Origin of the sequence: Sphingobium cyanobacteriorum (assembly GCF_030580935.1) — a bacterium.
Lineage (GTDB): Bacteria > Pseudomonadota > Alphaproteobacteria > Sphingomonadales > Sphingomonadaceae > Sphingobium > Sphingobium cyanobacteriorum.
In genome coordinates this window covers 102,671-114,440 of the sequence record NZ_JAUQOM010000006.1, presented here as the reverse complement: position 1 = coordinate 114,440, position 11,770 = coordinate 102,671, and the positions used below count along the sequence as shown (strand labels likewise).

At 64.6% G+C, this 11,770-nt stretch carries 14 protein-coding genes; 6 read left to right on the top strand and 8 right to left on the bottom strand.

Annotated elements, in window-relative coordinates; genetic code table 11:
• Positions 1-12 precede the first annotated feature (12 nt).
• Positions 13-612, bottom strand: coding sequence for a methionine biosynthesis protein MetW (gene metW / locus Q4610_RS13045; RefSeq protein WP_304536395.1), 600 nt, complete (start codon positions 610-612; stop codon positions 13-15).
• Positions 609-1,745: a homoserine O-acetyltransferase MetX gene (gene metX, locus Q4610_RS13040; RefSeq protein ID WP_304536394.1), complete on the bottom strand. Its 1,137-nt coding sequence runs from the start codon at positions 1,743-1,745 to the stop codon at positions 609-611. The genes metW and metX overlap by 4 nt, the downstream gene beginning before the upstream one ends.
• A 98-nt stretch (positions 1,746-1,843) precedes the next feature.
• On the opposite strand from metX, the gene hisC reads away from it, so the two are divergent.
• Positions 1,844-2,953, top strand: coding sequence for a histidinol-phosphate transaminase (gene hisC / locus Q4610_RS13035; protein ID WP_304536393.1), 1,110 nt, complete (start codon positions 1,844-1,846; stop codon positions 2,951-2,953).
• Positions 2,954-2,957: 4 nt separating this feature from the next.
• A complete protein-coding gene (locus tag Q4610_RS13030; protein ID WP_304536392.1) occupies positions 2,958-3,863 on the top strand; it encodes a prephenate/arogenate dehydrogenase family protein in 906 nt (301 codons plus the stop codon).
• Here Q4610_RS13030 and Q4610_RS13025 read toward each other — a convergent pair.
• The 4 genes from Q4610_RS13025 to ftsE are packed head-to-tail and all read right to left on the bottom strand — an operon-like array spanning position 3,860 to position 6,706.
• On the bottom strand, positions 3,860-4,552 hold the full coding sequence (locus tag Q4610_RS13025) for a lysophospholipid acyltransferase family protein (RefSeq protein ID WP_304536391.1): 693 nt from the start codon (positions 4,550-4,552) through the stop codon (positions 3,860-3,862). The genes Q4610_RS13030 and Q4610_RS13025 overlap by 4 nt on opposite strands.
• A gap of 11 nt (positions 4,553-4,563) precedes the next feature.
• A complete protein-coding gene (locus tag Q4610_RS13020) occupies positions 4,564-5,094 on the bottom strand; it encodes a YdcF family protein (protein WP_304536390.1) in 531 nt (176 codons plus the stop codon).
• Positions 5,091-5,996 (bottom strand): cell division protein FtsX, encoded by a 906-nt coding sequence (locus tag Q4610_RS13015; protein WP_304536389.1) that lies wholly within the window; start codon positions 5,994-5,996, stop codon positions 5,091-5,093. Before Q4610_RS13015 ends, Q4610_RS13020 begins: the two co-directional genes overlap by 4 nt.
• A complete protein-coding gene (gene ftsE / locus Q4610_RS13010; RefSeq protein ID WP_304536388.1) occupies positions 5,996-6,706 on the bottom strand; it encodes a cell division ATP-binding protein FtsE in 711 nt (236 codons plus the stop codon). Before ftsE ends, Q4610_RS13015 begins: the two co-directional genes overlap by 1 nt.
• A 168-nt stretch (positions 6,707-6,874) precedes the next feature.
• Between ftsE and Q4610_RS13005 the strand changes: the two genes are divergently transcribed.
• Entirely contained in the window at positions 6,875-7,708 is an 834-nt protein-coding gene (locus tag Q4610_RS13005; protein ID WP_304536387.1) for a zinc-ribbon domain-containing protein, read from the top strand.
• A 54-nt stretch (positions 7,709-7,762) separates the two neighbouring features.
• Here the strand turns inward: Q4610_RS13005 and Q4610_RS13000 are convergent, their stop codons facing one another.
• Both Q4610_RS13000 and Q4610_RS12995 read right to left on the bottom strand, forming a co-directional pair.
• Positions 7,763-8,668: a pirin family protein gene (locus Q4610_RS13000; RefSeq protein ID WP_304536511.1), complete on the bottom strand. Its 906-nt coding sequence runs from the start codon at positions 8,666-8,668 to the stop codon at positions 7,763-7,765.
• Complete coding sequence (locus Q4610_RS12995; RefSeq protein ID WP_304536510.1) at positions 8,668-8,955, bottom strand: BolA family protein; 288 nt, start codon at positions 8,953-8,955, stop codon at positions 8,668-8,670. The genes Q4610_RS13000 and Q4610_RS12995 overlap by 1 nt, the downstream gene beginning before the upstream one ends.
• 45 nt (positions 8,956-9,000) lie before the next feature.
• Between Q4610_RS12995 and Q4610_RS12990 the strand changes: the two genes are divergently transcribed.
• The 3 genes from Q4610_RS12990 (at position 9,001) to Q4610_RS12980 (ending at position 11,728) form a co-directional block, all read left to right on the top strand.
• Complete coding sequence (locus Q4610_RS12990; RefSeq protein ID WP_304536386.1) at positions 9,001-9,633, top strand: J domain-containing protein; 633 nt, start codon at positions 9,001-9,003, stop codon at positions 9,631-9,633.
• Between the two features lie 134 nt (positions 9,634-9,767).
• The gene (cobS, locus tag Q4610_RS12985; protein ID WP_304536385.1) at positions 9,768-10,775 is read left to right on the top strand and encodes a cobaltochelatase subunit CobS; all 1,008 of its coding nucleotides are present in this window, start codon (positions 9,768-9,770) and stop codon (positions 10,773-10,775) included.
• Positions 10,776-10,807: 32 nt separating this feature from the next.
• Positions 10,808-11,728 carry a hypothetical protein gene (locus Q4610_RS12980; protein ID WP_304536384.1) on the top strand — a complete coding sequence of 307 codons (921 nt, stop codon included), beginning with the start codon at positions 10,808-10,810 and terminating at the stop codon, positions 11,726-11,728.
• Positions 11,729-11,770 lie beyond the last annotated feature (42 nt).

Here is an 11,770-nt window from a genome sequence, read left to right as displayed (position 1 = left end):
ACCGAAAGGCGGCTATTTCCGGAGCAGGAAGACGGCATGTTCGGCGAACAGATTGGCGTTCGCATGGGTGGTTTCCCGGTCCCCTTTCAGGAACCACTGCCCGTCGATGGTCCAGCCCCGCTCCTTCACCAGCGCGCGAAAATCATCGACCGTCACATGATGGATGTTGAGCGTGTCATACCATGTGTCGGGCAACAGCCGCGTCACCGGCATCCGTCCGCCCCACAGCAGCGACAGCCGCCCCCGCCAGTGCGCGAAATTAGGGAAGGAAACGAACGCCTGCCCGCCAATACGCAGCAATTCTTCCACCACCTTGTCAGGCCGGCGCGTCGTCTGGAGCGTCTGGCTCAATATCGCATAGTCGAAGCTGGCGTCAGGATAGTAGCGCAGGTCGGTGTCAGCGTCGCCCTGGACCACCGAAAGTCCACGCCCTACCGCCGCCGCGACGTTGGAGCCGTCAATCTCCAGCCCGCGTGCATCGACATGGCTTTCGTCACGCAACGCCGCCATCAGCGCTCCGTCGCCACAGCCCACGTCCAGCACCCGCGCGCCCCGTCGCACCGTGCGCGCGATCAGGGCCAGGTCCGGCCGCAACGATGGAACCTCGCTCACGCCCCGCCCCCCCGCAGGAAACCGTCCACCACCCGGTTGAGTTCGGGACATTCGAGCAGGAAGGCGTCATGGCCAAACGGACTGGACAATTCGACGAAGCTGGCCTGCGCGCCCGATGCGTTCAGGGCATGCACGATGATCCGCGATTCCATCGTCGGATAAAGCCAGTCGGTGTCAAAGCTGACCAGGCAGAAACGCGCCCTGGTCGCCGCGAACGCCCTGGCCAGCGACCCGCCATGATCTTCGGCAATGTCATAATAGTCCATCGCGCGGGTGATGTAGAGATAGGAGTTGGCGTCGAACCGCTCGACGAAACTCAGCCCCTGATGCCGCAAATAGCTTTCCACCTGGAAATCCGCGTCAAAGCCGAATGTCTTGGCATCGCGCCCCTGCAAGCGCCGCCCGAATTTCTCGGTCAGCCCCGCTTCGGACAGATAGGTGATATGCGCCGCCATGCGCGCCACCGCCAGGCCCGCGCTCGGCACTTGCCCGTCGGCATAATAATCGCCCCCGCGCCAATGCGGATCGGCCATGATCGCCTGCCGCCCGACCTCGTGAAAGGCGATATTCTGCGCACTGTGCCGCGCGGTGGAGGCAATGACGACGCAGCTTTCGACGCGATCGGGGAACAGCGTGGGCCATGTCAGCGCCTGCATCCCGCCCATCGATCCGCCAATCACCGCCGCCAGCCTATCGACCCCCAGATAGTCGAGCAGCATCGCCTGCGCCCGCACCATGTCGGCGATGGTCAGCACGGGAAAGCGCATGGCGAAGGGCGCATCGGTCGCCGGGTCGATGCTCGCCGGGCCGGACGACCCCATGCAACTGCCGATGACGTTGGAACAGATGATGAAATGGCGCGCCGGATCGACGGGCTTGCCCTCCCCCACCAGACGCCACCACCAGCCCGGCTTGCCGGTGACGGGATGGTCCGACGCCACATATTGGTCGCCGGTCAACGCATGGCAGATCAGGATGACATTGGATCTGTCCGCATTCATCGCGCCATAGGTTTCATAGGCGATATCGACCGGCCCCAGGCGGGCGCCGCTCGACAGGTTGAGCGGCCCGGTCAGGCGGGCCTCCCGGCGCAGGCCGAAACGGCTGTCGGGACTGATGGAAGCGCTGGCCATGACCCTGCGGCGCTAGGACCGCTGCCCGCCGCTGTCAATCTGGCACGAGAACAGCAGCACCTTTGCCTTTGCCGCCAAAGTCGCTAAAGCCGCGCCCCATGACACAGACAGCTACAAAACCTGCACCCAAGGACTGGATTCTCGGCATCTCTCCCTATGTGCCGGGCAAGTCCGCCGCCGACGATGGCCGACCGCTCATCAAACTGTCCGCCAATGAAAATCCGCTGGGCACGGGCGCGGCCGCACGCGCGGCGCTGGTCGCCGCCACCGCCGACCTCGCCACCTATCCCGATCCCGGCGCGCTCAAGCTGCGCGAAGCGATCGGTGCGGCCCATGGCCTTGATCCGGCGCGGATCATCTATGGCACCGGATCGGACGAACTGCTGCACATCGCTGCCAGTGCCTATGCCGGGCCGGGCGACGAAGTGCTTTACGTCCGCTATGGCTTTTCGGTCTATGACATCGCCGCGCGGCGCGTCGGCGCAACCCCGGTCGTGGCACCGGACAAGGATTATGCCACCGATGTCGACGCGCTGCTGGCCTGCGTCACGGACAAGACCAAGGTTGTATTCCTTGCCAATCCCAACAATCCGACCGGAACCATGACCAGCCGGGCGGACATAGCCCGGCTGCATGCCGGGCTGCGTCCAGACATTCTCTTCGTGCTGGATCAGGCTTATGCCGAATATCTGGACGCGGACGAGGATGATGGCGGGCTGGACCTGGCGAAAACCGCTGCCAATGTTTTCGTCACCCGCACTTTCTCGAAAATCCACGGCCTGGCGGCCGAACGGATCGGCTGGGGCTATGCCAGCCAGGAAGTGATCGACATTCTCCATCGTATCCGCGCCCCATTCAACGTCACCACGGCAGGGCAGGCCGCGGCGATCGCGGCGATCAGCGACGCCGACTGGATCGAATCCAGCCGCACCCACAATGCGCGCTGGCGTGAATGGCTGGCGGGTGAAATCGCCGCCCTGTCCAACCATGGCCTGCGCGTCGTACCCAGCAAGACCAACTTCCTCCTCATCCTGTTCGACGGCACGCTGACCGCCGAAGCCGCGATGAAGGGCCTGTGGGATGAAGGCTATGCCACCCGCTGGCTGCCCGGCCAGGGCCTGCCCAACGGCCTGCGCATCACCATCGGCACCAAGGCGCAGACCCGCGCCGTCGCCGCCAAGCTGCGGGCCATGGCGGAGTCGGCCTGATCCGATGCTGCCCTTCGCCCGCATCACCATCATCGGCCTGGGGCTGATCGGTTCCTCGCTGGCCCGTGCGATCCGGGCGGAGATGCCGACCGTGCGCGTGACCGGCCATGACGCCGATCCGGCGGTGCGGGATACCGCGCGACGCATCGACCTGTGCGACGATGTGACCGACACGGCGGGCGCGTCCGTCACCGACGCCGATCTGGTGATCCTGTGCGTTCCTGTCCGCGCCATGGGCGCGGCGGCGACGGAGATTGCCGACGATCTGCCGGCCGATGCGATCGTCAGCGACGTGGGTTCGTGCAAGGCCGACGTGCTGGCGCAACTGAGCACAGCGTTGCCGGGCCGGACGATCATCCCGGCGCATCCGGTAGCGGGCACCGAGAATAGCGGGCCGGAGGCGGGCTTTGCGACCCTGTTCAAAGGGCGCTGGTGTATCGTCACCCCCCCTGACGACGCCGATCCATTCGCCGTCCAGCGCCTGGTTGAACTATGGCGGCGCGTGGGTGCCGATGTCGAAACGATGGACCCGGCGCATCATGACATGGTGCTGGCGGTGACGAGTCATCTGCCGCACCTCATCGCCTATACCATCGTCGGCACGGCCAGCGATCTGGAAAGCGTAACCCAGAGCGAAGTGATCAAATATTCGGCCGGCGGCTTCCGGGACTTCACCCGCATCGCGGCGTCCGACCCGACCATGTGGCGCGACGTGTTTCTGGCGAACAAGGATGCGGTGCTGGAGATGCTCCAGCGTTTTTCGGAGGATCTGTCTGCGCTCCAGCGGGCGATCCGCTGGAATGATGGGGACGCCCTGTTCAACCTCTTCACCCGCACCCGCGCGATCCGCCGGTCGATCATCGAACAGGGCCAGGACGACGCCAAGCCCGACTTCGGCCGCTCGCACTAACGCCGGTTGAGCGCGTTGATGGCGGCGTGGACCCGGATTTCGGCGTCCTTGCGGTCGAGGCCCACGGGAACGATCTCGCCCACCTTGTAGGTGATGACCCCGGCGCGTTTCAGGAACTTGCCGCGCGGCGACACCCGCCCGCTGTCGATGGCGATCGGCACGACAGGCAGGCCGAGCAGACTGTACAGCCCGGCAAAACCGGACTTGAGCGGCGGCGTTTCGCCATGCGGCACGCGGGTGCCTTCAGGAAAGAGGCAGATCGCCCGCCCCTGCGCGATCCGATCCTTCGCCGCTGCACGCAGCGTGCGCAGGGCGCTGGCGCCGGCGGTCCGCTCGATCGGGATCAGGCCATAGCGCCGGGCGATCCCGCCCCAGAGCGGGATATCGAACAATTCCCGTTTCGCTCCGATCGCCGGCCGGTCGAACAGGCACAGCACGTCGATCGTCTCGAACATGGATTCATGTTTGAGGATATAGAGATAGGGACCAATCGGGAGGTCGCCTTCCACCACCACCTTCTGCCCCAGCAGCCAGCGCGCGCAGCCACGATGGAAGCGGCTCCACCCAGTGGCGGTGCGTTGCACCGTCAGCGGCGCCACCCAGCCAAAGGCCATCGCCCACAGCACGAAAAACAGGCTTCCTGTATAGAACAGGACCATGAACAGAAAGGAACGCAAGGCGGTCGACATGGGTGCCTGTCTTAAATGCCGATCAGCGCGGCAACCCGCCGCAACAGATATTTATTATATTCGCGCAGCAGCACCGTAAGGCTGGGACGGCTTGGCACGGCGTCATAGACGATAGTGACACGGCCGGGCAACGCCTGGCGCAGTTCCAGCGCGGCGCGGCGCATATGCCAGTCGGTGGTGATCAGCCGGACCGTCTTGTAATCGCGCCGCTCCAGCCAGCGCGCCGTCTCGATCGCGTTGGAGCGGGTGTCGATCGCCTCGCGGCCGAGCGTGATGCAGCAGGCGAAGAGGCGATCGGGCGTCTTGTATTGCGCCGCCAGTTCGCCCGGCCGGACCGAACGATCGACGCCGGAGATGAGCATCCGCTTGGCCGCGCCGTCCTGCAACAGGGCGATGCCCCGGTCGATCCGCCCCGCGCCGCCGGTCAGCACGACGATGGCATCGGTCTGCCGCCCGTCGAGCGGCTGGGGCAGGAAAATCGCGAACCAGACGAACCCCAGTATCCAGGACAGCAAAGTGACAGCGGCGAGGCGGACGATCACAGGGACCGGCCCAGTGCACGCAGCACCGTCCAGCGCGCGGCCAGCGTGGCAAGAAGAACGCCCAGCATCGGGAGCAACAGCAGCAGCAGCCAGCTATAGGCATCCAGATCGACCGCGCCCAGCAACGCCGATCCGGTCGCCGACAGCCGCAGGCCGATCAGGCCGATCACCAGTACCGCAAAGGCGAAGCCCAGCGCGCTGCCGAAAAAGGCGTCCAGGCCGATGCGCCGCTGAAACAGCCGGGCGATCTGTACATCGGTCGATCCCATCAGGTGCAGCACGTCGATCGTGCCGCGATGGCTGTCATGCGCGCCCCGCGACGCCAGCACCACCACCGCGCCGGTCGCAAGGATCATCAACGCCACCACCCCGGCGGCCAGCCAGCCCAGCGCGGTCAGCAGCCCGGCGAGCGGCAGCAGGAAGGCGGCGTGCGGTTCGATCCGCAATTTGGGCGACAGGCCAGCGAGCAGGTGACGCAAGCGACCCACCTTCACCTCCGCCTCTCCCGGCGTCAGCATGACATCGATCAGCGCCGGCACCGGCAGGTCGCCGCTGGTCGCCGCGTCGCCCAGCCAGGGGCGAAGCTGGTCGGCCAGCACCGCAGGATCGACCGGATCGGCGGCGCGTACCCCGTCGGCCCCGCGCAGCGCCAGCAAGGCGCGGACCGCCAGGCGATCACGGTCTGCCGCATCGGCTTCCACCACCTGCACGCTGGCACGGCCGGCGAGGTCGGCGCGCATCGACCGCACCGCCGCGCCGAGGCCAAGCCCGGCGGCGGCGGACAGCACGGTCAGGAACATCATGATCGCGATGATCCAGGGCATAGGTCCCACCAGCCGGCCACCCGGCAACAGGCGATGGCGCGCGGCCGACGCTGCCTTGCGATTGGCGTGACTGGCCATCAGGCCCGATCCTGCGAACGCGGCGGGTATCGCAACGTGCCGGTGGGATCGGCGAGACGGCCCTTGTCCAGCTTCATCATCTGCGCGTCGCGGACCTGCGCGATCAGCGGAAGGTCATGGGTGGCGACAACGATGGTGGTGCCAAGACGATTGAGCGCTTCGAACAGGGTCAGCAAGCGGCGCGCCATGTCGGCATCGACGTTACCCGTCGGTTCGTCGGCGACCAATATTTCCGGGCGGCCAATCACGGCGCGGGCGATGGCGACACGCTGCTGCTCCCCGCCCGAAAGAGTCGCGGGTCGCGCCTGGCCGCGATCGCCAAGGCCGACCCAATCCAGCATTTCGGCAACCGGCGCGTCGATCTCGCTTTCCTCCATGCCCGCGACGCGGAGCGGCAGGGCGATATTGTCATAAGCGGAAAGATGCGGGACCAGCCGGAAATCCTGGAACACGACGCCGATGCGGCGGCGGAAGCCCGGCAACCGCTTACGGGGCAGCGTCACCACATCCTCCCCGAACAGGCGGATGACGCCGCGGCTGGGGCGCTGGGCCAGATAGAGCAATTTGAGCAGCGAGGTCTTGCCCGCGCCCGAAGCGCCGGTCAGGAAATAAAAGCCGCCGCCAGCCAGCGAAAAGCTGACATCCGACAGGGTTTCACTGTCCAGACCATAGCGCAGACCGACATTTTCGAACTGGACGATGGCCGACATATTTTGAAATCCGGCGCTGTCGCGCTCCCTGCATCCCCGAAGCCCCAGCCATGGCACAGCGGACCGCCCGCCGTAAAGCCCGCGCCGCGCGATCGGGCGAGTCGCATTGTGTCACATGTCTGCCTGTTGCTGCTTGCGCGCGAGTCCCTGCCATGCCTAATAAGCGAAATGATCCTGGTGTGCCCCAATTGCGCGACCCGCTATGTCGTGCCCGACAGCGCCGTAGGCTCCAATGGCCGCCAGGTCCGCTGCGCGGCGTGCAAACATAGCTGGTTCCAGGAGCCGGCGGTGCTGCCGATGCGCGAAGAAGCGCCGGTCATGGCCGTCCCGGAAGCACCGTCCGCACCGCCACCTGTCTCACCGCAGTCCGTACCCCCGCCGCCCGCGCCCGACCCGCTCGTCGCGGCGGCTGAACCGGCGCCAGCTCCTGCCCCCGAACCCGTCCTTGCCGAGGCGACAGAAACAGAAAATATTCCTGCCACGACGCCTGCCAATCATCGGTTCGACGACATCTACGCCGGCGCGCCGGTCGCGGTGGTGGAGGAAAGCCCCTTCGCGCCCGCGCCGCCCTTCAAGCGGCGGCGCAATCCGCTCAAGCTCTGGACCTATGCTGCTACCGGCTTTTTCCTGTTCGTGGCCGCGGCAGGCGGTGCGCTCTATTATTTCGGGCCGCCATCCTGGATGGTGGCGATGGGTATCCTGCCCGAAGAGGGCGATCCCGACCTGCTCTTCTATCTGTCCAAGCCGGCCGAGCGGCGCAAACTGCCGACAGGAGAGGAATATTTCGCCTTTGGCGCGCGGATCGTGAACAGCGGTGCGCAGACTTTGGCGGTGCCGCCGGTATTGGTGCAGTTGCGCGACCGGCAGAACCGGCTGGTGTTCAGCTGGACGACCAAGGCCGATAAGACGCGGCTGAAGCCGGGCGAAGAAGCCGCGATCAACGAAAGCCGGATCGACATTCCCAAAAATGCCGAAAATCTGTCGCTGACCTTCGTGCCCTAAACCGACATGGCCTGAACCGACATGCCCTGAACCGACATGGCCTGAACCGGATGCTCAGGGATAGCTGACCGTCTTGGGCCGGCCCTGCGGGATCGGGATAAATTCCTGATCATCGCCGGGGATCAGGGGAAAGCGCATCGCCTCCCAGTCCTCACGCGCCTGCATCAGCCGGTCAGTGGTCGACGACACGAAATTCCACCAGACATGGCGCGACGAGGTAAAGGCTTCGCCGCCGCACAGCACGACCCGGCCGCCATCCACGCTCATCAGCGTGGCGGCGATGCCCGGCCGCAGCACATAGAGCGTCTGCGGGGCAAGCAGCATCCCGTCGAGCGCGGCGTCGCCGCCGGAGACATAGAGCGCCCGCTCGTCCGCTGACGGATCTATCGCAATGCGTCCGCCCGGCGACAACTGGATGTCGGCATAGATGGTCTGGGCATAGGTGGTGACAGGCGATGTCACGCCCCAGAGCGAACCCATGACGACGCGCGCCCGCACCGCGCCATCCTCGATGACCGGCAGGCCGCCGTCCCCGACATGCTCGAACGCAGGGTCCATCTCCTCGAAGCGGTCGGGCAGGGCCAGCCATGTCTGGATCGCGGACAATCTGGACGGTCTGGCGCGGTCCTCGTCGGGTGATCGTTCGCTATGGACGATGCCTTTGCCCGCAGTCATCAGATTGACCGCGCCCGGCTCGATCAGCTGCTGCGTCCCCAGCGAATCGCGATGAAGGAAGCTGCCCTCATACATATAGGTGACGGTGGCGAGGTTGATATGCGGGTGGGGCCGCACGTCGATCCCCTGCCCCGGCGCGATCCGGGCCGGGCCGGCCTGATCGAAGAAGATGAAAGGGCCGACCATGGTGCGCCCCTTGACCGGCAGGGAGCGATGCACCCTGAAATCGCCCAGATCATGGGTGGTCGGGGTGATCGCCTGGATGATGAAATCGTCGGGGGTCATCATGCTTCGCCGGGCGCGCGCGCCTTGATCGCAAGGGCGTGGACCTTGTCCCGCAACAGGTCCGCGAGCGCAGCGTTGACCAGCCGCTGGCGCGCGACCCGGCTTTGCCCGACAAAGCGATCCGACACGATATCGACCGTGAAATGGCTTTCGCCCGACCCGTCATGGCCGGCATGACCGCGATGCTTTTCGCTGTCGTCGATGACGGCAAGATGCGCAGGCGACAGGGCGGCGCGCAGCCGCATGTCGATTTCGGTGGCAACGGGGCCTTTGAGGTCGGTGGTCATGTCCCCTATATAGGCTGCTTTGCCAGCCATGCCATCAGGACAATCTTGAGTAGCGACCCCTTTTCGACCCGCCGCTTCAACCGCTTCCACGGCCGCGTGGAAGGCGACCGGCCCTGCGCCGTGCCGGGCTGCCCCGAAGCGGGCGAATTCCGCGCCCCGCCGGAGGAAACCAGTCGAGCGACGCCGTCGGGCGCCCGGCAGGATGGACCGCGCTGGCGGTGGCTGTGCCTGGAGCATGTGCGCCAGTTCAATCAGGGCTATAATTTCTTCACCGGCATGACCCCCGATGAGATCGCCGCCGCGCAGCGCCCCTATGCCGGCTGGGAGCGGGAGACGCGGGCTTTTTCGACCAACGGCGCCAGTCCGCCACCCAAATGGTCGGATTTCCAGGACCCGCTGGACGCGATCGGGGCCAAGTTCCGCGAGCGGGTGGCCAAGGCGCGGGCCGACGCGCAGATGCGGCAGGACGGCCAGTTCCTGTCGGCCGAGGACCGCAAGGCATTGTCGGTGATGGGCCTGGGCGTCGATGCCGACCGCAAGGCGCTGCGCACGCGCTACACCCAGTTGCTGCGCCGCTATCATCCCGACCATAATGGCGGCGACCGCAGCCATGAAGGCGCGTTGCAGGGCGTGATCGAAGCCTATGGCCATCTGCGCAAGGCGGCGGCTTTCGCTTGACCGGCATGGCCGGCGCGAAGGCCAATTAGGCGTAAAGGGCAGCTTGATCCGGGCGGAACAAGGCCCCACTCTATCGACAGGGGCCGAAATTATCGGTTAGGGGCTGGAGTGACTCGCAGGAAGATGATGACCCGATGACTGATATTTCCAACGTCCAGCCCGACACCCGCGCCGAAACGCTGCTGGACGCGCCCGATCGCGAGGTGGATGCGCGCGAGATGTTCGGCATCGATGTCGACATGAAAATCCCGGCGTTCAGCCAGGCCGACGAGCGCGTGCCCGACCTGGACCCCGCCTATGTGTTCGATCCCGACACCACGCTGGCGATTTTGGCGGGCTTTGCGTTCAACCGGCGCGTCATGGTGCAGGGCTATCATGGCACCGGCAAGTCGAGCCATATCGAACAGGTCGCCGCGCGCCTGAAATGGCCGTGCATCCGCATCAACCTGGACGCGCATATCAGCCGCATCGACCTGGTCGGGCGCGACGCCATCGTGCTCAAGGACGGGCAGCAGGTGACGGAATTTCGTGAAGGGCTGCTGCCCTGGGCGTTGCAGCGCCCTGTCGCGCTGGTGTTCGACGAATATGACGCGGGCCGCCCGGACGTGATGTTCGTGATCCAGCGCGTGCTGGAAACCGACGGCAAGATGACGCTGCTCGACCAGAATCGCGTCATCCGCCCCAACCCGCATTTCCGCCTGTTCGCGACCGCCAACACCGTGGGCCTGGGTGACACGACCGGCCTCTATCACGGCACGCAGCAGATCAACCAGGGCCAGATGGACCGCTGGAACCTGGTGGTGGCGCTCAATTACCTGCCCGCCGCGACCGAGGCGCAGGTGGTGCTGGCCAAGTCGGGCGAATATGATCATGCCGGCGGCCGCAAGGAAGTCGAGAACATGATCAAGGTCGCCGAACTGACCCGGCAGGGCTTCATCAACGGCGATATTTCGACCGTCATGTCGCCCCGCACCGTGATCAGTTGGGCGCAGAATGCCCTCATCTTCAAGAATGTCGGCTTCGCCTTCCGCCTGAGCTTCCTCAACAAATGCGATGAGGCGGAGCGGGCATTGGTCGCCGAATATTATCAGCGCGTGTTCGGCAAGGATTTACCGGAAAGCGTGGCGAGCCGGGCGAACTGAGCGTTTGCACCGAAGATTGGGGGGGGCTGCAAATGATTGCTCAACATCAAGTAATGGGCTTTGGCTGGCTGGTAAGGATGGCGCTGGCGCTACCGCTCTTGCTGACACTGACAGCAGCGCGGCTGACGGTGTCGATCCCTCCGCAACTGGTCGTCGCCGACCCTTCTTCAGTGCCGCTGGGGCAGCCGGTGACGGCCAAGGTTGGCGATACGCTCCTGACCGCCAAAGTCTATGACCTTGAACGGGTGAAGCTGACCGCCCCCCTGCATGTCACGTTCGACAAGTTCGCGGAGGATTATGAGGTCGGCACACAGTTGACGACAGTGATGGTGCCGAGCCGGGCTAAAGAGAATACAGGACTGGATGCATCGGTCTATTATTGTGGCAGCGATCTACGAACCCGGTCAAAGTTCGCTGAATGGATGATTGGCGATTGGTTTTCCCGATGGGAACCGATTGTCCGTTTCTGCTTCACCGATACAGACCATGACCAGAAGATCGACCATATGGTTCTGGCTGGCACCAAGGACAAGCTATTGCAGAAGGCGGTCGCGATAGCTCCAGTGCCCTTTACGCTAGACAAGATCGTTCCAGATGAGGGAGCGAGCGAAGTTCGCCTCATATTCCGTAAGCTGGAGACTCTAACGGGCGAATTGCATATGGAGTTGCAACTCTATCGCAAAGGCCAGCGTCAATTATTCACCTATTTGCTCAGTGGCAATTATCGGGACAAAAAATTCCTGCCGCCATCGGAGCTTTATCCTCAGTTCAAGTTCAATCCGAAGAAAATCCCCTATCCGGCAAAATTTGACAATATTTTGGGAGCGACAGTCGAGGTGAAATCCGTCGACACGGTCAACGGCACGGCCGCCTTTGAATTTCGCCGTCCCATCGGCCCGGCTTTGTTCAAACCCATAAATGTCGAAACGCAGATCATCTTCATTTACATGTAATAACAGGCATTGTCGGCTGGCCCGGAGCCGATCATAGAGGCG

What these genes read in the sequence shown, in the direction of transcription:
- hisC (WP_304536393.1), top strand. Translation starts at nt 1,844, where the DNA reads ATGACACAGACAGCTACAAAACCTGCACCCAAGGACTGGATTCTCGGC.
- Q4610_RS13015 (WP_304536389.1), bottom strand. Translation starts at nt 5,996, where the DNA reads ATGGCCAGTCACGCCAATCGCAAGGCAGCGTCGGCCGCGCGCCATCGC.
- Q4610_RS12995 (WP_304536510.1), bottom strand. Translation starts at nt 8,955, where the DNA reads ATGACCACCGACCTCAAAGGCCCCGTTGCCACCGAAATCGACATGCGG.
- Q4610_RS12980 (WP_304536384.1), top strand. Translation starts at nt 10,808, where the DNA reads ATGATTGCTCAACATCAAGTAATGGGCTTTGGCTGGCTGGTAAGGATG.
- Q4610_RS13030 (WP_304536392.1), top strand. Translation starts at nt 2,958, where the DNA reads ATGCTGCCCTTCGCCCGCATCACCATCATCGGCCTGGGGCTGATCGGT.
- Q4610_RS13025 (WP_304536391.1), bottom strand. Translation starts at nt 4,552, where the DNA reads ATGTCGACCGCCTTGCGTTCCTTTCTGTTCATGGTCCTGTTCTATACA.
- Q4610_RS13005 (WP_304536387.1), top strand. Translation starts at nt 6,875, where the DNA reads ATGATCCTGGTGTGCCCCAATTGCGCGACCCGCTATGTCGTGCCCGAC.
- cobS (WP_304536385.1), top strand. Translation starts at nt 9,768, where the DNA reads ATGACTGATATTTCCAACGTCCAGCCCGACACCCGCGCCGAAACGCTG.
- ftsE (WP_304536388.1), bottom strand. Translation starts at nt 6,706, where the DNA reads ATGTCGGCCATCGTCCAGTTCGAAAATGTCGGTCTGCGCTATGGTCTG.
- Q4610_RS13000 (WP_304536511.1), bottom strand. Translation starts at nt 8,668, where the DNA reads ATGACCCCCGACGATTTCATCATCCAGGCGATCACCCCGACCACCCAT.
- metX (WP_304536394.1), bottom strand. Translation starts at nt 1,745, where the DNA reads ATGGCCAGCGCTTCCATCAGTCCCGACAGCCGTTTCGGCCTGCGCCGG.